A 21,811-nucleotide genomic window follows, 5' to 3' on the forward strand; every position below is an offset into this window, starting at 1 on the left:
TACTTTGACGAGCAAGTGTTCAAGTGTTCAGAGTTCCGCCTTTAGGCGGTCAGTGCGGCGCTGCCACGCCCCTCACCGCCAAAAGGCGGAACTCTGAACACTTGCTTGCCGGTTGCTTCGCTACCCCGGAGTGGGATTGCTACCGGGTGGTTCGGGGTCAATGTCCCATTTCTCGCCGTAGTCGAGAATGGGGAATTTGCGCCAGATTTTTTGCGCCGTTTCTGGCCCGACTTCGGCCAACCAGGCTGGCGCGCTGGCCCAGGGCCAGTCCTGCCATTTGGCGACGTAGCCGTGCTACACCGGGTTGTGATGCACATAGTTGACGCTCGCCCAGAAATGCCGATGCGAACGGATGTCACGATCAAAACAGCGATGCCAGGTTTTGCGTCGCGTGCAAGCGTCCTGCAAATTCCATTCGTATGACGAACGCCCGTGAAACCGGCCCAACTCGGCCAGCAAGGCTTTTTGCTGATCGGTCTTCAGTAACAGGTGATAATGATTGGGCAGAATGCACCAGGCGTACACGGCGCTGCCGTACTGCGCGCAAATCTCCAACAACTTGTTCTCGCACTCCGTCATCCGTTCGAGTGTCGCACCAATGACAGGGGCGTGTTCGTAACACGCCGCCGAAATCAGAAACTGCTTGGCCCCCGTGAATTCCCAGTGTGGCGGCGAATGCCAGGGCCGCCCGTGTTGATGCCGGTACAACACCACTTCACATTGCTGTTCCGCCGTGAGCTTGCGGTAGTCATACATACCAAGCCCCCTTTCTTCACAACACTCAATTCCCTTTTCAACCTCGGCAAGCCAACCTCGGCAAGCGAGTGTTTAGAGTTCCGCCTTTAGGCGGCCAGCGCGCCGCAGGCGCGTCAAACAAGACGCTCCGCGCCTGACCGCCTAAAGGCGGAACTCTAAACACTTGCTCGCCAGTGGGCCTGGGATTCCTTGGAGCACTCAACTCAATTTGCGCGCCATTTTTTGCGCCTTCAGTGCCAATTCCGTCGCCAGAAAACAATGCGTCTGGGGCATCGCCGTCTCGGTGCGATTGAGCACGTCGTTGACCAGTTGTTCGCCATACGGCAGCGGCTCTTTGCTGCAATCGAAGTAACGGGTTTCTTTTTGATTGACCAGGAAAAGGTGATTGCCGCCTTTGCGCCCGCCGATGTCTACGTTCTTGTGGATTTCGAGAAAGCCTTCGGTGCCGATGACAGTCAGGCGGCCATCGCCCCAGGTGCCCAGGCCCTCCGGCGTAAACCAATCCACGCGGATGTAGCCGGTGCCGCCATTGCCGTGCAACAACACATCGCCGAAGTCTTCAAAGTTGGGATACTTCGGATGATTGACATTGCGGACTTGCGCGGCGGCGACTTCCCCGCTGGTCGAGCCGGTGAAATACAAGAACTGATCGAATTGATGCGAGGCGATGTCGGTGATGATGCCGCCGTAAAATTTGGTGTCCCAAAACCAGGCCGGGCGCGTCTCAGGGCGAACCTGATGCGGCCCCAGGCCGACGGTTTGAATCACTTTGCCGATGGCGCCGGCTTTGACCAATTCGCCCGCCTTGAGGGTCGCGCCGTTTTCCAACCGTTCGCTGTAAAGGATCGAATAGATGCGTTTGGTTTGCGCTTGCACGCGGCGCACGACGGCCAATTGTTCCAGCGAAGTGACGCCGGGTTTATCCACCATGAAATCTTTGCCGTGTTGCATCACGCGCACGCCCAGCGGCGCGCGTTCATTTGGAATTGAGGCACTTACGATGAGTTGAAGGCTGCTGTCCGAAAGTACCTCATCCTCGCTACGCGCAAGTTTGACGCCGGGGAAGTCTTTTTGGAATTTGGCGCTCAAATCAGGCTCCTTCGCAAAGAAGGAGATCAATTCCCCGCCCCCGCGCTGGACGGCTTTGACCTGCCCGTTGATGTGACCGTGATTCAGACCGATCACGCCGAATCGCAGACGGCTCTTCTGTGCATGAATTGGCCGCGATGTGATGGTGTCAACCGTTAAAGTAGCCGCTGTGGCTGCCGTGGATTTCAAAAAGGTGCGGCGGTGTTTTGTTGGGTTCATTTGAAAGTGCCTGGCCCTCACGCTGAAAACTCAGATTCATTTCCAGCCTTGATCAAAAGTGGTTCAGAGCACCGAAACCTGCTCGGCGCTTTTGGCGAAAGCTCAGATCGGTTTTCACTTCGGTATAGAGCAAAGCCGCGCGACGGGACGGTACCGCGCGCGTCAGCAAGCGGATAACTACGCCACTGTCTCAGTGCGCCAGCCTTGACGCACCGCTTGCTCACGCGCGCGATACCGTCCCGGCTGCTTTGCGCTCTACGGCACACGTAAAAACCGATCAAGCATAAATAGCCCGACTTCCCTGCCCTGTTTACCAAGTCAGCCGCAAGGTGCCTTGCATCTGACGCGGTTTGAAGCCATTCACCGCGCCGTAGGAACTCGCCAGACTGGCGATGCCTTCGGCGTTGGGCACATTCAGTCCCTGAATGTTGAAGATGTTGAAGACGTCCAAATTGACGCGCAGCTTGAGCCGTTCCTTGAACCTGAATTCCTTGAGCATGGACGCATCCATCACCCAGTTGAATGGCCCGCGTTCATATTGGTTACGCCAGGGGTGATAGCCTGTGTCGTAAGCGATAATCTGCCGCGTGCCAGTCGCCAAAGTGATCGCGACATTGTTGGTGTCAGCCGTGTTATTCGGATCAAGATTCGGATAAGCATTGATCGGCTTTTGCGCCGGTTTGTAATTGTCCGGGATGCCAAAGACGCCCGTGCGCACGCCCGCCGTGTTGACACGGTTGATGACCACTGGCGAGATGTAGCCGTTGAAATACAAGTAACCCGGCGTGCAGCGTTCCTGGGCCTTGCTCGTTGCCCCCGTCGGCGTCGCGCGGCAATCTTCGATCTTGTATTTCGTGCCGTACTTTTCAAAAGCGCCGAACTCGCCCCAGTTGTTGGTCGGACGCGCGAACCAGGTGTTGAGGATGGTGCCGGTGCCGGAGACTTTCCAGCCGCCAAGCAAACCCTGCATGAAGCGGTTCGCATTGCCGATAAATTTCTGCCCGTTGCCAAAGGGCAAATCGTAGTTCCAATTCCAACGCACGCGATGTTTCGGAATCGCTAAATCACGATCATAAAACAGCGCGCGGTTGAGCTTGTCCGTATCCGTCGGCACCGTGTTCGGCAGATAAACGGCGGGTGAATAAGTCGTCGCCACATCATCGCGGAACGAGTTCCCTGCCTCGCGCAAGGCGTTGGTCAGCGTGTAATACGCTTGGAAGCCGAGGCCTTTGTTGAAGCGCCGCTCGATCTGCGCCGTCCAGGTGGACGAATTGATGAAGCCGCTCTTTTGCAGAATGCGCACCGACGTGTAGGCGTTCTGGTCGTAGATGCGCAACGCCACATTGGCGAAGGTCCCGGTCGGCTTGGGTTGATTGGTCAGCGAGTAATAGACGAAATCGCTGGGTTGCGGATTGATCTCGAACAACTGGTCGGCATTGACACCGTGTTTGCCGGTGTAGGTGATGCGGAAGACGGTGCTCTTCGAGAGTTGTTTCTCGATAGCCAGATTCCATTCGTGAATGCGCAGGCTCGGCTGGTTCTCGTCCATGCCGACCACCGATTGACCACGTCCCAGCGTGCCCGTGCTGTCGAGTTCAACCACGTTGGCGCTGTTGAGGCCCGCGATGACTGTTGGTTTGGTAATCAGCAACGAATTGGTTTGGCCGGGCGCGAAGGCCGAGTTATTCGGCGCGTATTGCAGATTCGCGCGGAAGGGCAACAGGCCAGAGAACTGCGCCAGCAGCGTGCGCATCGGCAATGCCGAAGTGTAAATGCCGTAACCGCCACGGAAGACCATCTGCCGGTTCCCATCGAACAGGCGATAGGCAAACGAGGCGCGCGGACTGAGGTCAATCAGATTGTTTTTGAATAGGTTCTTTGATCGTCCTGCTTCGGCAGCACTTTCAAATTTGACGCCCACGCCCTGATAGAGCGAAACCAATTTGGGCGTCGTCGCCCCGAGCTTGTAGTAGTAATCAATCGGTTCGGGCAACAGCAAAGCATGGTTTTTCACGTCGAAGCCACTGAGCTGGCCGTTGCGTTCGTGGAAGGCCGGGTTCATGTCCCAGCGCAAGCCCGGCGTAAAGGTCAGGCGCTTGGTGACGCGATAGCTATCCTGCGCATAGAAAGCGAATTTCTTTTCGTAAACCTGCATGAAGCCGCGCTTGATGCCAACGGTGTAGGTGCTGGCGTGGCCCAAAAAGAAATTGGCCGTGTCATAGCCTGTTTGCGCCACGGCGGCGGGTGTCGTCGCGCTGCCGGAAGTCGAAGAGTGCAACGCGGTCGCCAGCGAATTGAAATTCGCCGCGCCCGAAATCGCGCCTTGATCGGGCAACAGGTGCTGCCGTTCGTTGTGAAAGCTGCCGCCAAATTGAATGTTGTGCCGCTTCTTCACCCAGGTGTAGTTCTGTTCGAGGTGACTGATGATGCTGTAAAGCGCGCGCCGATTGTCGCCTTCCTGATAGGTGTAATTGTTAGCAGGCGCGGTCGTGAAACCCATGTTGGCCAGAATGGGAAACCCGATTTCGCCAAAGGGATTGGGCAGGCCCAACTCTTTTGCATAGTCTTTCTGATTATCCACCGGGCCGGCAATGGTGCGCGTGCTTTGCCAGTTGCGGCTAAACAGCGTTTCGACAAAGAAGGCCGGCGAAAAGGTGTGCGTCCAACTCATGGCGCCTTGAATGCCCGCCATCGGCAAATAGGTTACGTTCGCTTCCTGGTTGGCGGTCGGCGCGCCATTGTTCGTGGCGGTGCCCAGGAAGTTGGAATAGATGCGTCCGCCACTGGCCTTGATAAAGAAGTTGTCTTTTTCAGTGAAGCGATGATCAATGCGCACCGAGGTCGGGTCGTCATTGCGGTTGGGAAAGGCATTGGTGGCCACCGGCATTTTCAGGTTGTTGGCGACCAGCGGATTGGTGATGTCATTGGGCAACGGCGTCAGCGCGAACATGCGTTTGGCGAGCGGGCTGAGGCGATTGAGCGGGATTTGATTGTTGGGAAACGGATCGCGCACGGCGATGTCGCGGTTGTTGATACGTTCGATGCGCGTGGTTTGCGGATCGTAGAGCACTTGCAAGCGACCGAGGCTGTCGTAAAGCTGGCTGAAATTGCCATTGCGCATCGCCGCTGTCGGGACGACAAATTCGCGCGTAATGCCCTGCCGCAACCGATTCCCTTCCCTGGACACGAAAAAGAACGTGCGATTCTTGCCGTTGTACCAGCCTTTGCCATTCAAACCGAAGGTCGGCAGGATCACCGGCCCGCCGATAGAGCCGCCGAATTCGTTGCGAATCAATTTGGGGATTTTGTAATCAGCGCCGACCAACACGTCCTGCCGCGCGCGCGCCACACCGAAGGCATTGTTGCGGTGCGTTTCAAACAGCGAACCGTGCACCTTATTGCTGCCGCCCTTGGTGGTGATGATGACCGAAGTCGGTGTGCTGTACCGCGCCGACGATGTGCTGGTTTCGACCTTTACTTCAGCGATGGCTTCCAAGCCGGCGACGATGCCTGAACCGCCGAATTCGCGGTTGTTGGTGGACGCGCCATCCTGCGTGAAGTTGGTTGAATAGACCATCAGCCCCGCGATGCGCACACCGCCGTTGACATCGTTGATGGCTTCGACGCCGGGTGTGACGTCTTCGAGCAGCGTGTTGATATTGCGGCCATTGACCGGCAATTCCTCGATGCGTTTGGAATCGAGCGTCGCGCCTTCCGCCGAATCGGTTACATTCACCAGTGGCGTGATGTTCCCTTCGATGATCACCGTTTCCGAAACCTGGCCCACGGTGAGCACGGCACTCAGTTCAGCCGTGCGCCCGGTTTCCACCAGCAACTCACCTTGCCAGGCTTTCATGCCCGACGCTTCGACGCGAATTTTGTATTTGCCAATCGTGATGGAGGGCGTGGTGAAATAGCCTTCGCTGTTTGAAACCGTATTGGTGACGACGCCCGTTGCGGTGTTGGTGATGATGACGTGCGCGCCGGGAATAACGCCGCCGGTGGCGTCTTTCACATTGCCTTGAATCGCCCCGCCACCGGCGGCGGACTGGCTGTAGCTCGCTGTCGCGCAAAAAAACAATATGAACAACAAGGTCAAACCTCGCCGACAGCCCTGCTGAAGAAGATGTTGATGGTGCATTGAGAACCTCCGGGGTATGTCAAGCATGCACGTGGCTTGGCTAACGCGTGCTCTTTGAGCAGCAATCCAACCAACTCAGCGTCTTGAAATAAATTGTGTGATCTTTTTTTTGTAGGTTTGCCCAAACCCAGCTTCGGCATTGGTTCGCCCAGCATCGCGCCTGCCGTAAATTATTTGATGTTCGTGGGGTCTGGGGTATTCAACCAGTCGAGAAACTGCGGGCGAATTATATGCACTCCGCTTTGATAAGCAAGTGGTTTTACCATTGGCTCAGTTCTACCTGGAGGGCTGCCTTCAATCCACGCTGTACTGTTTCGCCAAGTTCAAAAAATCGCTGACTTGCCGGACTTGCCAGCCTCTTCCCTGCCCTAATTCTGAAGCCATCAATTCGGCGACACGCGGCGCCATCGCACAAGCGGCTTTGGCATTGAGAAACAACGCCCGCGTGCGGCGCGCGAGGATGTCTTCCACATTGCGCGCGAGTTCTTGGCGGACTGACCAAATCACTTCTGCCGCGCAATAAGGCAAATCGGCATGCAGCAGTTCCCCCAGGCTGGAATCATTGCGAATCAAATCCTGAATGGCGGGAGCATCAGAGCCATACACCCCCAACGCGCCGAACTTTTCCGAGTGCTGATGAAATCCGTGGATGTTGAGGCGTTCGGTTTGACAGGCTTTTTCCGGCAGTTTGGCGAGCATCGCGGCCTGATTGATGCAATCTTCCGCCATGTGGCGATAGGTCGTCCATTTGCCGCCCGTTATCGTCAACAAACCCGATTGATCAATGTGCAACGTGTGATCGCGCGATAACGCCGCCGTGCTCGCGGCATTGCCGACTTTGACTAAGGGACGAATGCCGACGAACACGCTCAAGATGTCCGCGCGTGTTGGGACTTTGCTGAGATAGTGGCTGGCGGTCGTCAATATGAATTCGATTTCCTGGGCCAGCGGCTTGGGTTCGATTTCGGGTTCAGGGATTGGCGTATCGGTCGTGCCGACGAGCGTGTGGCCGTGCCAGGGAATGGCAAACATCACGCGCCCATCGTCGGTGTGCGGCACCATGATCGCGCTCGACCCGGGCAAGAATGACTGGTCGAAAACCAGATGGATGCCCTGGCTCGGCGCAATCAATGGCTCCACGTTTTCATCCGCCAGGCGGCGAACGCTGTCACTAAACGCGCCCGTGGCATTGATCACGACGCGCGCCTGGGCCACGAACTCTTCCCCGCCCTCTACATCACACGCCACTACGCCATTGACGAAGCCTTCTTCATCGCGCGTAAGCCCCACAACGGAAGTGTAATTGAGGACGGTGGCTCCTTGTTCCGCCGCAGTAGCCACAAGGTTGATCAGTAAACGCGCGTCATCGAATTGCCCGTCAAAATAAATCACCCCGCCGCGCAAGCCCTCCTGCCGGATTGTTGGCAAGCGCGCCAAAGTCTCTTCTTTTGACAAAATTTGGGAAGTGCCAAAACCATAACGACCGGAAAGCAAGTTGTAGATTTTCAGCCCCAAACCATAAAACGGCGCCTCCCACCATTCGTAGCTGGGCACGACAAAAGCTAAGTCACTCACCAGATGCGGCGCGTTTTGGCGCAATAGACCACGTTCGCGCAAGGCTTCCATCACCAACGAAATGTTGCCTTGTTCTAAATACCTCACGCCGCCGTGCACAAGCTTGGTGCTGCGACTCGAAGTTCCCTTGCCGAAATCATGGCGTTCCAGCAACAAGACTTCATAGCCGCGCGCGGCAGCATCTACCGCGCAACCTGCGCCTGTTGCACCACCTCCAATGATAATCATGTCCCAGGGTGCGCGGCGGGCGGCAACGCGGCTCAACATCTCTCGACGTATCATAGAGAACTTTACTCCGACAAGAGCTTTTCATCAGCGATCAAACGCAGGATATTGGCTTTCAAAGTGGCTTCGCGCACCGATTCGTCCCAAAGCCAATCGAAGCGTTCACCGACTTTCGCCTTGATCTCGCCTTCCACGCGCTGCCGATACGCGGCGCGTTCCGCCGGATCAAGCGTGGCGTACAACTCTTCGATAGGATCAGGGGCTTCCACCAAAGCGTATTTGAGCGCCGCGGATTGCGCCATGTCGCTGATCATTTCAGGCCGCTCACTTCCCTGCTCTGCCGCCGCAAAAAGCTCAGCTTGGGCCGTGTCAGTTCGTTTGCGGAAGCGGCTCATCGCCCGCTTTTCGTAAACCAGCACGGCGCCGAAAACCTGCATATCAAATTTCGTTTTGGGGGCTTCTTCAAGCGCAAAATCCACCAGGAAACGGGCGGCTTCTTCGCCATAATCACATAACAATTGCAGCGCCTGCTCCAATTCACGGCGGTTTGGTTCGTAATCGGTTTGCACGTCGCGCAGCCGTTGATGAAAGTAACGCACCAGCGCTACGGTTTGCGGGTTGAACGTCAGTTCCCTATCCGGCTCATTTTTCAACTTGCTGGAAAGCCGCTGCGCCAGTTTGCGATTTTGCTTTACGCCCTGCTTTACCGAGGTCGTCGCGCCTTCCAATAGCTTGGGATTGCGCGCGCCTTCCAGCCGGGGATTGAAATAGGCGAACTCCGCGCGGGCCTTTAAGCCAGGAAAATAAACGATGATCCAATCAATGCCCCCCTCGGCATCAACCGTTTGCCGGTATTCGACCTTATCCAGATACCCCGAAATCAGATGCGGTTTGTGAACATGATCCATTTGCGCGCGAAACGGTTTATAGCTGGACTGCCGTGTTTGGGCGCTAAAGGCGCAATAATCCGAATAGCTCAGTTCCGCGCTGGCGTGGCCATATTTAATCGCCGCAAAAATTCGCGTTGAGATAATTTCGTAGCAGCGCTGGGCGCCAGGAGGTAGCTCCTTGAGGTAGGTAAAATTGAGCGGACGCCAGCGCGCATTATTCAAGACCTCGTGATAGATCGGCTGCAAAACAATATAGACTTGATCTGCCCGCCGACCATCCGGGAGCTTTTGGTCACGGTGCACAACAGCATAGCGAGAAAATTGGGCATTCAGCCGCCGCTCCTCTCCTGCCTTGTCCTTGTAAGTAACTTTGGCGTCTATAAACGCGCCGGCATTCTGGCCTAGCGCCCGTTTGACGTTGTTTTTATTCTTTCCTGATTGTGGGTTCATCCCCAATTCCTGGCAAATCTGATAAAGGCTGCCGATTGGAATAATTTGGGGGATGGGCTGGCTTGATTCGAACAGGTCGTAAATTCGCTTGGCAATAATGAGGGTATCTATTTGATAGGCCAACTGCTTAGCCTCACCATATTTTTCGTTGTAAGTCACCTCCCAATGGAATTCAACATCCCCGTCTTGCCGCTTACGGGTCAGTTTGATATTCACTCGCCCGGTTTTGGCGAGATTATGCACCGGGAATTTACTAATGACATTTTCAGTTCGAATCACCTCAAGCGGAATTAAGTTAGCCGGGTCACTCGGGTCTGAATTGAAATTTATCTCTTGAAATACCACCGGATGCGCATGTTTGAGCGCTGCGGTTTTGGCATTGGATCCCATAAATACCAATCGTTACACAACCAAAGGTCGTAATGTCATATCATTTAGGTCATGACGTCATATCATGTCCTGCATAACTAAGTTTTGAAATAACAGGAGTTAATTGAAAAATTGTCCAGCGAAAGTGCCCTAGTTGTCTTGTCAAAGTGCCCTTCATGCCAATTCAAAGTGCCCGTCATCGTCTACTGTAAGTGCAAAAATTGTATTTCGTAAGTGACTTGTAGCCAACGTAAGTGCCTGATAACAACCAGCGTAAGTGCCCGCTTGGCTAATCGTAAGTGCCTCATTTGGCCTGCTGGTCAACCGGCAGGTTTTGCTCGCGTTTATCTGCTTTACTCCATTGTGTAGTCATAAATTTGATTAGCGCTGTGGTTTGCCGGTGCTAGGGCACTTTTGATGGATAATAAATCCCGCCAAAAGCTTATTCACAGCTTGCCAACGCGTTGGCAAGCTGATGTCAATTGACAACTAACAATTCCAGCAACCGGCGCAGTTCAGCTTCCGTGACAAAGGCTATTTCCAAACGGCCTTTATCGCCGGTGGTTTTCACTTTGATACTTGTTTGCAATTTATCCCCTAGCATCTTGATCCCATGGCGCGTTTCCTGAGTCAGGCTGGTGCGCTGGTTTGATTTGTTAATAGATGCGTTCGAAATAGTTTTTTGAAGCGAGTTCGTGATTTTGGCATCTACAGCCGCTTGCAATTCCGCATCATTGGCAAACCCGCGCGACACAAAATCATTGAAGATGACTCGCGTGGTAAACAGGTCTGGGTTAGCACGGATTTTTTGTTTTACATCCTCAGGCCAAGCGGCAATGAGTAAATAACGGTGAATTGTTCGTTGGCCACGTTCAAAGCGGTCGGCAATTTCCTCTTCTGACCAACCGGCACGGTGTAGTTCGGCGTAACCGTCAGCCACATCAATACAGTGTAAGTCCTGGCGTACCAAGTTTTCGGTGAGTCCGATTGAAACACGGTCTCCTTCGCTATATTGCTTCAATAAACAAACGGCTTTTTCAACTCCCGCAATTTTGGCGGCCAGCAAACGCCTTTGCCCCGAAACGCACGATAGATAGGTTCCCGAAGCGCCAGTTCTCACATCCACGACAAGGTTTTGCAATAATCCTTCGCGTTTGATTGATTCGACCAATTCCTGAAACTTAGGCGAATTGGTATCAACTTGTTTCCGCACATTGTCTTCAATCAGAATTAAATCCAGTGGTACCGTAACGGTTTTTCCCACATAATCTAAGTACGCCTTTAGCCGGTCTGGCGGTAATTCAGCCGCCTGAGATTGGGTTGCGGGATTGAACAAGCGCGCTCTCATTTCTTCGGCAGAAGAAGCGATTTTTTTGCTTTTCATAAACAATACCTACGTCAAAACGTGCCTAGCAGGGGATTATTGCCAACGCGTTGGCAATTCCAAGAAGTGAACTGATCTGCCTCAGCTTGACAAACCGCTTGCCAACGCGTTGGCAAGCGAGTCTTACATCTCGATTTCGTCGGCCACTTCAATCTCAAAATCATCCGGGATTAAAGCAATCGCGGCCACGTTGGGTTGCGGCACTTTACCCTGACGCTTCCCGCGCAGCCCGGGTAAAATCTCACCTGCCAGTGCTGAATAAGCAATGGTTACACGGGCATTGGGCTTGTAGTTGATGAGGGGCTGCTCAGCAGATTCAGAGCCTTGCACAGCCGTAGAAGCTGGAATGACCGACTCGAAAATACGGATATTACCTTGTTTGCTGCCCTCGCGTAACACGCTTTCAAAGCGCACGTGCGTCGCGGATTTTCGATCAAACTTGGTGATGATACATCCCAGTAGCATCAACATTGGATTTAACCGCCGTAGTTTGCCGGCAAAGGTAATCATCGTTGACACGGCATTGCTGGTGCGACGTTCAGGGAAGAGCGGAATCAGGTAATAATGCGCACTGTAGAGTGCTGAAACCAGCAAACAATCTTCGCTGGGGTGAGTGTCAATGAGAATGATGTCATAATTTTTGAGCTGCTTACTTTTCAGCAGGGAATCAAGCAAAAGATGCTGGTCAATATCGCCTTCCATCTTTTTTTGAATATCGCGCAAGTCGCGCGTGCCCGCCAAAATATCCACACCCTCGACCATCGTCGGCAGGCGAATGTCTTCTAAGGATAGGTTCTCACTTATGGCTGTGGCCATGTGTTTATTTTGGGCAATGGCTGCTTCCTCGGCACCGAAATAACCAGTGGCGTCGCCTTGGGGGTCCATATCAATGACCAGAACCTTTTTACCCATTTGTGCATAGGAAGCTGCAATGTTGACAACCGAGGCTGTCTTGCCGACTCCGCCTTTGAGGTTAGCAATCGTAAGAATACTTGTAGTCATTCGATCTCCAAATTAGAAACTTGTTTTGAGTTAGGCTTAGGTCGAAGTATAGTGCAGATAGCACTACGATGCTAGTGGTTTTTAGCTGGAAGGGCAACTAAGGATTTAATTAGTAAAAGTGCCCGGAATCATCACTTGAAAGCTAACAAATCAACTCAAGCGAAACACAGTAAATTTAGCTGAACTTGTAAGTTACCTGTCCTGTATCGGGATCAGTGAAGATTTTGAGCTTGCCTTTTTGTTGTGGCGTGCTGGTGTTCTCAAATTGCTGTTTTGAATGATGCCGCCGCTGCAAGATACGCAATTCGATGGTCTTCAATCTGTTGGCTAGCACATCAGCAGCTTCCATAAAGTCTGTGATGTCCTCATCACGCAAGTCCTCAGGCTTCAAATTCCGGATGGCGTAAAAAAGATCGCGCATAGTTTCGAAGAAGACATGTTTTACATCCTGCCGATTCAGTTCGAGCAGGGAATCGGTTTTCATCATGCCTAAAGCAAGTGTTTCACGAGTAAAGAGGTTATTTTCGCCGAGCAGCTCTTTAATTCGGGTACGAAGCTGGTTTTGTGATCCTTGCGCATTCAAATGGCTTTTCAATAGCTCTTGGCGCAAAAGCTGTGCTTGCTCTTTGGTAATTTGTAAGCGATCGCCGTCCAGGCGGGCCAAAGCGGTTGCTTCCTGTTTATTGATTTTTCCATCGTGCAGAGCTTCGACCACTTCCGGCGGGTAAGTCAGATGGCGTAAGTGCTGGCTGATAAAGGTTTGCAGTGAAACCCGGCCTTTTGTTTCGCGCTCAAGTATCGTGTGTAATGAAGCCTTTGCTTGTTCAATTTGCTCTAGTGACCAATGGGAAGGTCGCCCTCTGTGAGATCCGGCCTGGGGTTTTCTTAGCGAGTACCTGACGGCATTCAGCAACGAGATAAGCTGATTTTCGTCCGTAGGAATGAGATTTGGCGCGGCCTCACCCAACTGTTTCAAGACACTGCGAATGCCCGCTGGTGTTGCCAAGTGATCAAATTGTCGTTGTCGTCTGGATTGACTCATCTCGACCTGGTGTTTGTGAAACAAACGAATTTTTTAGGAAGTAATTTTGCCCTTTAGAAAGGTAATAATCGCCAATTGGGTTGAGAAGATCAACCCAATGCCAGGAAAGTAGGGCAGAGAACTTACGATGGAAGTTGCGTCAGCACAGGGCTGGCTGGCCAATTCATTCGGAACATCATCAACAGCGAACTTTCAGGAAGAAAAAAGCTGGCTGGAGTAGGGATGTTCCAGCACTATTGGCGTCCATTACTGGGCGTTCACTCAATCATTGCGCAAGCAATCGCACTCTGGCGTCAATTAACGATAATCCTTGCCCTGTGGGGTGAACGATCACGGGATTTAGATCAATTTCAGCGATGCGTGGTGTGGATTCAGCCAGCGCGCCTAATTTCAAGAGTACTTGTTCCAAAGCGGCTATGTCTGCTGGCGGGGTGCCGCGATAGCCTTTCAGTAAACGCGCGGCACGTGTTTCATGAATCATTGCGGCTGCATCACGATCTGTGAGGGGTAAAACGCGAAACACGATGTCGTTCAGCAATTCGACCAGGACGCCTCCGGAGCCAAAGGCCACGAGCGGGCCGAAGACTGGATCGGTCGTGATTCCGGCTAGGACTTCGACACCCGGTTGAGCCATCGGCATCAGGCTGGCAGCCTGTAAGCTGATGCCGCGCTCGGCGAGTTGGGCTGCCAATCGTTCATACGCCGCAGCGGCTTCAGACGGCGGGATGTTGAGTAACACGCCGCCGACATCGGATTTATGCAAGATTGCCGGTTCAACGATTTTGAGCGAAACCGGGCGGCCCAACTGTTGTGCCGCTGTTTGGGCCGCTGCCGCAGAGCGCACGGTGACGGCATTGAGCGATTCAATCCCGGCGGCGCGCAATAACTGAGCAGCTTCGGGGGAGGGAAGCCAGCCAGCGCCGTTGCGTTGTAAAACCTCTTCCAAGCTGGCGCGGTCTAGTTCGGTGGGGACGAGTTTTCCTGCGGGTTGCGCCCGCCAGGTGCCGTAACTTGCAGCCGCGCCCAAAGCAACCATAGCGCTTTCGGGAAAGTTGAAGACGGGGACTTTGCGCGTGCCTGCCTGAATTGCCGTGAGGTTGGCGGCCGGGTCTAAAAAGACCGCCACAATGGGCTTGAGTTGTGTTGCGCGTTGGCTCACGACTTCACTGATCACCTGCGCGACTTCAGTGGAGGGCGTAACCAGCGGCGGTATGAAGATCACCAGCAATGCATCCAAATCCGGTTCGTCGCAAAGCGCGTCCAGGCAGTCGCGGTAATGTTCCGGTGTGGCGCTGGCAATCATATCAACCGGATTGTTGACAGACGCCGCCGCCGGCAGCACGGCGCGCAATTTGGCTTGTGTGGCAGCGCTCAGAGTCGGCACTTTCAAGCCCGCCGCTTCCGCCGCATCAACCGCCAGAATGGCGGGGCCGCCCGCGTTCGTCAGAATGCCGACGCGATTGCCTGCGGGAATAGGTTGTTGCGCGAGCAGGCGCGCCACAGCGAAAAATTCGTGCAAGGTATCCACGCGAATGATGCCTGTCTGGGCAAACAGCGCGTCCGCCGCGCGATCAGAACTGGCGAGGGCGGCGGTATGACTCGAAGCGGCTTGTGCGCCAGCGGCAGTGCGTCCGGATTTGACGGCGACGATGGGTTTGCTGCGCGCGACACGCCGGGCAATCGGCGCAAACCGGCGCGGATTACCGAAGCTTTCCAGATAGAGCAAGATGACATCCGTCGCTTCGTCTGCCTCCCAATACTGCAACAGGTCGTTGCCGGACACGTCAGCTTTGTTGCCTGTGCTGACGAACGAAGAGATGCCCAAGCCGTATTCTTTGGCTTGGTTGATGAGGGCCAACCCCAACGCGCCGGATTGCGAACTCATCGCCAGATTACCTTCAGACGGTTCCATCGGCGCGAACGTCCCCAACATGCGGACATTGCCAGCGGCATTGACCATGCCCAGACAATTCGGCCCGACCAAACGCATGCCCGAAGCGCGGCAGATGCTGAGCAATTCCGCCTGCGCGGTTTTTCCGTCTGGCCCTGCTTCAGCAAACCCGGCTGACAGCACACAGAGCGCGCGCACGCCTACCGCCGCACACTGGCGCGCGGCTTCGAGGACGGCCTGAGCCGGCACGGTGATGAAAGCGAGTTCAGGTATTTCGGGCACTGCGGCGATGCTGGCGTAGGCCCGCACGCCCGCGACCGATTTAGCCGTCGGGTTGACCGGATAAATCACGCCTTGAAAGCCCCAGCGCACCAAGTTCCGAAAGAGCGCGCCGCCCACGGATTTTTGATTGCGGCTGGCGCCAATGACGGCGATGGATTGCGGCGCGAGCACGGCGCGTAACGACGCGCGTTCGGCCTCGGCTTCTTGCGCCTCGGCACGGGCGCGCATCAATTCGGTCTGGGCAATCGGGAATTCCAGGTGCGTCACGCCGTAGCTGGTCGAACCTGATAAGCCATAACCAGCTTTGCGAAAGACCGACAGCATCAGGCGATTGTCGGTCAATACATCCGCCGCAAAGCGTGTCAGACCGTGCAGGCGCGCCAGTTCCGCCAGTGTGTCCAGCAATTGGGTGCCGATACCACGGCGCTGCAACGCGTCTTCGACCAGAAATGAAACCTCGGCGACTTCGGGACGCTCCTCAATCGTCTGATAACGGCCCACCGCCACGATGCGCTCGTCGTTGTTTTCGCCCATTGTTATCACCAGCGCGAGGTTTTGCGCGCCGTCAACGTTGATCAAACGGTCGAGCATCGTGTCGGAAAGCGTTTTGATCGAATAAAGAAACCGATAGCGCAATGTTTCGGGTGAACAGCGATCATACAAAGCCCTCAGCTTGTCACGATCTTCTACACGAAGCGCCCGCACGCGTAGCAACGCGCCGTCACGCAATAAAAAGTCGCGGGTAAATTCGGGTGAAAATTTGATGGTGGGCGGCGTATTGTTTTGCATATCGAAACCTTCGTTAATAAGTGCGGGAGAATCCCCATCTTCGCCAGTAAGCGACTCATTCGGCAAATCGAATGCCCGTAAAGGAAGCGATAATTCACGGCATCAGCCTTGCCGCGCACTGCGTCTTAAGCGAAATGCCGCAATGACAGGGCAGGGAATTAGCCTAATTGTCATTGTGCCGGCTGTGTGCTTCAGTTAGAACAAATCGTATGGATCATCCAAACCAGCAAATTGCTTCCAAGCATCCGCCCGGACGTGTGCGGCGCTTCTTTGCCGAATTAGGTCCCGGCTTGATCACTGGCGCCGCCGATGATGACCCATCCGGCATCTCGACCTATTCCGTCGCAGGCGCGGCCTTTGGTTATTCGCAATTATGGCTGGCGTTGTTTTCGTTTCCACTGATGGCCGCCGTGCAATTGATGTGCGCGCGCTTGGGCTTGGTGACCGGTTTGGGTTTGGCGGGAGTGATCCGGCGACGTTATCCGCGTTGGGTGCTCTGGGGAGCGTGTGCTTTGCTGGTCGTCGCCAACGTCGTCAACATCGCCGCCGATTTGGGCGGGATGGCGGCGGCGATGGAAATGCTGACGGGCTGGCGCGCCTATGTGTGGCTGCCGTTCTTCGCCGCCGCGATCATCCTCTTGCTGATCTTTTCCAGCTATCGGCATATCGCCAGAGTTTTCAAATGGCTGACGCTGGTGCTGTTTGCCTACGTGATTGCAGCCTTCCTGGCTAAGCCGCAATGGGGCGCGGTGCTGCGCGCGACCTTCGTGCCGCACCTTGAATGGAACGCCGAATACGTGGCCACGTTCATCGCCATCCTGGGCACCACCATCTCGCCGTACTTGTTCTTTTGGCAGGCCGCCCAGGAAGTCGAAGAGGAGCGCGCCCTGGGGCGCAAGACCTTGGCTATGCGGCGCGGGGCGACCGATCTGGAATTGAAAGCGGCGCGTGACGATGTCTTTTCCGGCATGTTTTTCGCCGGGGTTGTGATGTACTTCATCATCCTGACCACTGGTGCGACCTTACATCAGACGGGCCAACATCACATCGAAACGGCCCGCCAGGCGGCGGAAGCATTGCGGCCACTGGCAGGCAATGCCGCCTATTTGCTCTTCACGATTGGTTTGATCGGCACCGGCATGTTGGGCGTGCCTGTGCTGGCCGGTTCCGCGGCTTATGCAATCGCCGAAGCCTTGCACTGGCGCGGTTCCTTGAATGATCGCCCGCGCGCGTCCGCTAAATTCTATGCCGTCGTGGCCGCCGCCGTCCTGCTGGGGCTGGCGTTGGATTACATGCGCTTCAACGCGGTGCGGATGTTGTTCATCGCGGCCATTGTGAATGGCGTGCTCGCGCCGCCGTTGCTGATTCTGATCGTGCTGCTGACGAGTGACCCACGCGTGATGGGGAAGCGCGTCAATCCTGGTTGGTTGCGTTGGTTAGGTTGGCTGACAACGGCGCTGATGGCGTTCGCGAGCATTGGTTTGTTACTGATTTAGTTGCGCTGTGCGCGTGGGGCAGGGAAGTGACCAGATTTAGCCGCCGTCACTTTTTGGATTTGTCATCCGGCAATTTGCAAGGCCCCGTCGTAGTGATGTTCACGGCCTTATCGCCATGGATCAAAACTTCAGTCGCAACCGGCGTCAATTCAAAAAACTCCTTGGCCGCAAAGATGGGAATGCGAATGCAACCGTGGCTGGCGGGCGTGGCGGGCACCGCGGGATTCCCATGAATCGCTACACCCGCGAAGATGTAGCTGGGGTAATACAGCAACCCCAAATCACTCTTGCGCCAGCCCGCGATTTTGCGCCGCACTTTGAATCTGCCAGTGGGCGTGACCGCGCGGCGTGTGCGGCCTCCCTGCGTAAACAGCGCGCCGGAACCGGTTGAAACCGGCAGAATGCGCTGCACCGCGCCGGTCGCATCAACGACAAACAAGACTTGGCGCGGCAAATCAATCTCGATGTGACTGTGGGTTGGTTCCAGCGCCTTGGGGCGTTGCGCTTGTCGAAGTAACTGCAACTCTTCATTCGTCAACACGCCTGTGCGTGCGCGGCCTTCGACTTTTTGAAAGGCTGTCAGCGCGTGACGCAACGATGCGTCCTGTCCCGTTGCTTCAGGTTGTAGCCAATACCCCAAGTTGCTGAGGAGGGTTTTCGCTTCATTCACCTCTGCTTCGCTTAACTTGGGGCGGACATTCAATTTGGGAGTTGGTTTTGGCGTGGGAGTGGCAGGATGAACCGGTGCCGGGCTGGGCGTAGTTTTTACCGTTGGCGGAATCGTTTGCGCCTGTAAGGTCGAAAGCAGCATCGCGCCAAGCAATCCCGCGCTGACGAGCGACCTCAACTTCAACTCTGGCCAGCGCCGTTTTTGCATCGCACTCAGACCCATTTTTCGAATACGCCTGTCACAGCGGTCAGGCGTATTCGAAAAACGATACAGGGCGGAGCATCCTTGCCCATCATGGATTCGACGGGCGATAAATGCGGCAACTCCTGATACAACTTTGCCAACCAAAATTCCCGCTCATCCGCCGCCGTAATCTCTTCGTAGTTGCCGTAGGCGATCACGCTGCGCCAGTGATAGTCGTCTTCAATCGCATCTATCTGCAAACACGCGCGCGGATTGGCGCGCAGCATCTCGATCTTTCGACCGGGCAGGGAATGCAGATAGATTGACTCGCCTTCAAACAAGTAATGTACCGGCACCACGTAGGGTTCATTATGCAAACAACAGCCCAACCGTCCGGTGTTTTGATTGGCTAACAACTGCCGGGCGACAGGTTCTGCCAGCGTGCCGATCATCAGTTTCAATGCTCCTTGCGTTGACGAACGATTTCGACCGAACAATGGGCTTGCGAGGCGACGGCATTCGAGACGGAACCCAGCCAGAAGCGTTGCCAGCCGCTGTAACCGTGCGAACCCAACACAATCAAATCAGCGCCCCAGCTTTCGGCCTCGTCCACGATTACAGACTTGGCCTGACCTGTTTTGACGCTTGTCGTCGTTTGCAGGCCGCTCGCTTCTAGCTGCGTGGTTGCATCGCCGACGGCTTTCTCGGCAGCTTCCTTCGCGGCTTCTTCGAGTTGCACATAGTAACTATCCGGCAGCGCCCAGGTTTCAGGGGTTGGAACGAACGGCAGTTCCAGCGCCGATAACACTCTGATTTCGGTGCCCGCAGGCCACGGACGCGCGGCGACTGACGCCACGGCGGCATTGCTGCATTCCGAACCATCAACCGCTAATAAGATCTTCATACGCCCTCCTTTTCGGTGATGAAATTTGGTGGGGGTTCATTTCACATTTAGTTTCCACTACTTAAGGCTACAGCAATGAGTGTGCCGGGCAAAATTGAAGCGCCCTTACACAAGCTGCGTTTGGAGTGGCGGAAAAATCCTCAACCAGCAACGCACCGGTTTTGACCATGCTTGAGGCAGGGCAGGGCAGGGGATTATGGCGCAAGGGTGAGTTGGAAATTTCCGCAGCGCATTTCTGAAACGCAGCGTTCGTCTGGACAATTGCCGTGACTCAAATAGCCAGATCACTTTCTTCATTCTTTATTCTCCATTCTCAATTCGTAAGCAGCGAAAACCTTTTCGCTGCTTACGAATTGAGAATGGAGAATAAAGAGTTGAGAGCATTTCTTTGGCAAAGGTCTCCCAATTGATGTGCTCGCCAAGTGCCGGCACATCTGCGACAGCTCGCGCGTTCGCACTTGTTGCTGTTTTTTTTATTGCTTGTGAGCACTTTGGTTCTGCGGGGGTGAGGGTGATGACGCACTCTCCTTTGAGCTGACGATTTCGCTGTGCGCAGTTTCAGCCGCACAGAAAACGGCAATTGTCGTGATCAGCGCCATGCCCGCGATATACAACGCAATCGGCCACGAACGCCCGGTGCGCCGCAACAAATCGGTGGCGATCAGCGGCGACAAGCCGCCCGCCAGCACCGACGAAAGCTGATAGCCCAGCGAAGCGCCCGTGTACCGCACCCGCGTGCCGAACAATTCCGAAAAGAAACTCGCTTGCGGCCCATACATCGCCGGATGGCAAATCGCCAGCACCACAAACATCGCCAGCATCAGCATACTCACGCGCCCGGTTTCGATCAGCCAGAAGAAGGGGAACGCAAACAAGCCGGTGCCGATGGCGCCAAACAAATAGACCGGGCGGCGTCCCACAAAATCTGAGAGCAAGCCGAACACTGGGAGCGCCATCATTTGCACCAGCGCTCCCCACGAAACGGCGGTCAAAATCTCCGCCCGCGTGAATCCAATTTGCGGGCGTGTGGCAAAGGTCAGGGTGAAGACGGTGTAAATATAAAAAGCAGCGTTGTCAGCGAGCCGCGCGCCCATGGCGATCAGCAAGCTGCGTGGATGCTGGCGAATCGTCTCCAGCAACGGCAAGCGCGCCGCCGTCCCGGCTTGTTTGATCGCCTTGAAGATAGGCGGTTCGACTACGGCCATGCGTATGAATAGCCCCACCGCGACCAGCACGATGCTCAGCAAAAAAGCTACGCGCCAGCCCCAACTTAGCAAATCCGGTTCAGGCAGTTTGGCGATTAAGCCGAAGACCAAGGTGGAAATCAGCAAGCCGGTGGGCACGCCGATTTGCGGCCAACTGCCATAAAAGCCGCGCCGGCTGGCCGGGGCATGTTCGACCGCCATCAACACCGCGCCGCCCCATTCGCCGCCAACGGCGAAACCTTGCGCCAGCCGCAACGTGATCAAACAAACCGGCGCCCACACGCCGATTTGATCGTAGGTCGGCAACAATCCGATCAACGCGGTCGCTACGCCCATCAACAACAGCGTGAAAATCAGCATGGACTTGCGCCCGAGGCGGTCGCCGTAATGGCCGCAAACGATGCCGCCAATCGGGCGCGCGATGAAACCCACGGCATACGTGCCGAACGAAGCGAGCGTGCCCATCAACGGATCAAAGTTCGGAAAGAACAACTTGCCGAAGACCAATGCGCTGGCCGTGCCGTAAAGAAAAAAGTCGTACCACTCGATCGTTGTGCCGACAAAACTGGCGAAGGCGACTTTGCGAATCGCGGCGGCATCGTTAGGGGAAGCAGTTGTTTTTTCCATGTGAGCGACCAACGGCGCGCGGCGGAAGCGCGGGTGCGGGCAAATTCGTCGTGGTTATTTGGCGGTGTTTTGACTGGCCGTATGCGCCACCGATTGCTCAATCAATTCTTTGAGCACTTTCAGGTCAACGTCGGCGAGCGTTTTGAGATACAGGCAGCCTTTGCCTGTTTTGTATTTGCCCAGCTTTTGCATCAGTGCGGAATGCTGCACGAAATACCCCAGCCCATACAGCGCGAGGTTTTGTTTGCGCGGTGAGAAGCCGACATAGAACCAATCGTTCTCGCGGCCACTCTCATACTTATAACGATAATCGCCAAAGCCGACGATACTCGGCCCCCACATCTTGGGCTTGGCTTTGGTGGCTTTCTGCATCAGCTTCGCGAGGGTGAAACAGTCTTGCCGTACTGTTTCATCGGCAATGGCGTTGAGGAATTCTTCGACACTTTGCCCGGTTTCTTTGGTTTTGAGTTCAGCCATACAGCTCTCCTATGATGAGTTGTCTACTCCGAGGTGGTTGTTAGCCCTCGGCGAGGACGAAATGGGGGAAGTCTGCGAACACCCATTTGTTCTTCAGCGTCCGGTAGATCACCCCCAGGAACTTGCGCGCCGTCGCGATAATCGC

General features: G+C 55.1%; 16 protein-coding genes. 1 reads left to right on the forward strand and 15 read right to left on the reverse strand.

The window, feature by feature from the left end:
- Positions 1-294: 294 nt before the first annotated feature.
- From HY011_22015 to HY011_22055, 9 genes are all read right to left on the reverse strand, one after another.
- Positions 295-756 carry a transposase gene (locus tag HY011_22015; GenBank protein ID MBI3425610.1) on the reverse strand — a complete coding sequence of 154 codons (462 nt, stop codon included), beginning with the start codon at positions 754-756 and terminating at the stop codon, positions 295-297.
- A 198-nt stretch (positions 757-954) separates the two neighbouring features.
- On the reverse strand, positions 955-2,064 hold the full coding sequence (locus HY011_22020) for a Gfo/Idh/MocA family oxidoreductase (protein ID MBI3425611.1): 1,110 nt from the start codon (positions 2,062-2,064) through the stop codon (positions 955-957).
- A 310-nt stretch (positions 2,065-2,374) separates the two neighbouring features.
- On the reverse strand, positions 2,375-6,154 hold the full coding sequence (locus HY011_22025; protein MBI3425612.1) for a TonB-dependent receptor: 3,780 nt from the start codon (positions 6,152-6,154) through the stop codon (positions 2,375-2,377).
- Between the two features lie 345 nt (positions 6,155-6,499).
- Positions 6,500-8,062, reverse strand: a complete 1,563-nt coding sequence (locus HY011_22030; protein MBI3425613.1) for a glycerol-3-phosphate dehydrogenase/oxidase — start codon at positions 8,060-8,062, stop codon at positions 6,500-6,502.
- Between the two features lie 8 nt (positions 8,063-8,070).
- Positions 8,071-9,735 (reverse strand): hypothetical protein, encoded by a 1,665-nt coding sequence (locus HY011_22035; protein ID MBI3425614.1) that lies wholly within the window; start codon positions 9,733-9,735, stop codon positions 8,071-8,073.
- Positions 9,736-10,192: 457 nt separating this feature from the next.
- Positions 10,193-11,098, reverse strand: a complete 906-nt coding sequence (locus HY011_22040; GenBank protein MBI3425615.1) for a ParB/RepB/Spo0J family partition protein — start codon at positions 11,096-11,098, stop codon at positions 10,193-10,195.
- A 123-nt stretch (positions 11,099-11,221) separates the two neighbouring features.
- Positions 11,222-12,100 (reverse strand): ParA family protein, encoded by an 879-nt coding sequence (locus tag HY011_22045; GenBank protein ID MBI3425616.1) that lies wholly within the window; start codon positions 12,098-12,100, stop codon positions 11,222-11,224.
- 175 nt (positions 12,101-12,275) lie between these two features.
- Positions 12,276-13,142, reverse strand: coding sequence for a hypothetical protein (locus tag HY011_22050; protein MBI3425617.1), 867 nt, complete (start codon positions 13,140-13,142; stop codon positions 12,276-12,278).
- Between the two features lie 265 nt (positions 13,143-13,407).
- Positions 13,408-16,104, reverse strand: coding sequence for a GNAT family N-acetyltransferase (locus HY011_22055; protein ID MBI3425618.1), 2,697 nt, complete (start codon positions 16,102-16,104; stop codon positions 13,408-13,410).
- A 209-nt stretch (positions 16,105-16,313) separates the two neighbouring features.
- Between HY011_22055 and HY011_22060 the strand changes: the two genes are divergently transcribed.
- On the forward strand, positions 16,314-17,600 hold the full coding sequence (locus tag HY011_22060) for an Nramp family divalent metal transporter (protein MBI3425619.1): 1,287 nt from the start codon (positions 16,314-16,316) through the stop codon (positions 17,598-17,600).
- A 46-nt stretch (positions 17,601-17,646) separates the two neighbouring features.
- On the opposite strand, the gene HY011_22065 is transcribed toward HY011_22060, so the two are convergent.
- From HY011_22065 to HY011_22090, 6 genes are all read right to left on the reverse strand, one after another.
- The gene (locus HY011_22065; protein MBI3425620.1) at positions 17,647-18,453 is read right to left on the reverse strand and encodes a murein L,D-transpeptidase; all 807 of its coding nucleotides are present in this window, start codon (positions 18,451-18,453) and stop codon (positions 17,647-17,649) included.
- Between the two features lie 29 nt (positions 18,454-18,482).
- Positions 18,483-18,905 (reverse strand): pyridoxamine 5'-phosphate oxidase family protein, encoded by a 423-nt coding sequence (locus HY011_22070; protein MBI3425621.1) that lies wholly within the window; start codon positions 18,903-18,905, stop codon positions 18,483-18,485.
- A 5-nt stretch (positions 18,906-18,910) separates the two neighbouring features.
- Positions 18,911-19,357: a universal stress protein gene (locus HY011_22075; GenBank protein ID MBI3425622.1), complete on the reverse strand. Its 447-nt coding sequence runs from the start codon at positions 19,355-19,357 to the stop codon at positions 18,911-18,913.
- Between the two features lie 473 nt (positions 19,358-19,830).
- Entirely contained in the window at positions 19,831-21,189 is a 1,359-nt protein-coding gene (locus tag HY011_22080; GenBank protein ID MBI3425623.1) for an MHS family MFS transporter, read from the reverse strand.
- A gap of 54 nt (positions 21,190-21,243) precedes the next feature.
- The gene (locus tag HY011_22085; protein ID MBI3425624.1) at positions 21,244-21,666 is read right to left on the reverse strand and encodes a DUF1801 domain-containing protein; all 423 of its coding nucleotides are present in this window, start codon (positions 21,664-21,666) and stop codon (positions 21,244-21,246) included.
- Between the two features lie 40 nt (positions 21,667-21,706).
- Positions 21,707-21,811 (reverse strand): IS110 family transposase (locus HY011_22090; protein ID MBI3425625.1); only part of this gene is annotated, 105 nt, incomplete at its 5' end.

It is taken from the genome of Acidobacteriota bacterium (assembly GCA_016196035.1).
Classification (GTDB): Bacteria; Acidobacteriota; Blastocatellia; order RBC074; family RBC074; genus JACPYM01.

What these genes read in the sequence shown, in the direction of transcription:
- HY011_22015 (MBI3425610.1), bottom strand. Translation starts at nt 756, where the DNA reads ATGTATGACTACCGCAAGCTCACGGCGGAACAGCAATGTGAAGTGGTG.
- HY011_22020 (MBI3425611.1), bottom strand. Translation starts at nt 2,064, where the DNA reads ATGAACCCAACAAAACACCGCCGCACCTTTTTGAAATCCACGGCAGCC.
- HY011_22030 (MBI3425613.1), bottom strand. Translation starts at nt 8,062, where the DNA reads ATGATACGTCGAGAGATGTTGAGCCGCGTTGCCGCCCGCCGCGCACCC.
- HY011_22035 (MBI3425614.1), bottom strand. Translation starts at nt 9,735, where the DNA reads ATGGGATCCAATGCCAAAACCGCAGCGCTCAAACATGCGCATCCGGTG.
- HY011_22040 (MBI3425615.1), bottom strand. Translation starts at nt 11,098, where the DNA reads ATGAAAAGCAAAAAAATCGCTTCTTCTGCCGAAGAAATGAGAGCGCGC.
- HY011_22045 (MBI3425616.1), bottom strand. Translation starts at nt 12,100, where the DNA reads ATGACTACAAGTATTCTTACGATTGCTAACCTCAAAGGCGGAGTCGGC.
- HY011_22050 (MBI3425617.1), bottom strand. Translation starts at nt 13,142, where the DNA reads ATGAGTCAATCCAGACGACAACGACAATTTGATCACTTGGCAACACCA.
- HY011_22055 (MBI3425618.1), bottom strand. Translation starts at nt 16,104, where the DNA reads ATGCAAAACAATACGCCGCCCACCATCAAATTTTCACCCGAATTTACC.
- HY011_22060 (MBI3425619.1), top strand. Translation starts at nt 16,314, where the DNA reads ATGGATCATCCAAACCAGCAAATTGCTTCCAAGCATCCGCCCGGACGT.
- HY011_22070 (MBI3425621.1), bottom strand. Translation starts at nt 18,905, where the DNA reads ATGATCGGCACGCTGGCAGAACCTGTCGCCCGGCAGTTGTTAGCCAAT.
- HY011_22075 (MBI3425622.1), bottom strand. Translation starts at nt 19,357, where the DNA reads ATGAAGATCTTATTAGCGGTTGATGGTTCGGAATGCAGCAATGCCGCC.
- HY011_22080 (MBI3425623.1), bottom strand. Translation starts at nt 21,189, where the DNA reads ATGGAAAAAACAACTGCTTCCCCTAACGATGCCGCCGCGATTCGCAAA.
- HY011_22085 (MBI3425624.1), bottom strand. Translation starts at nt 21,666, where the DNA reads ATGGCTGAACTCAAAACCAAAGAAACCGGGCAAAGTGTCGAAGAATTC.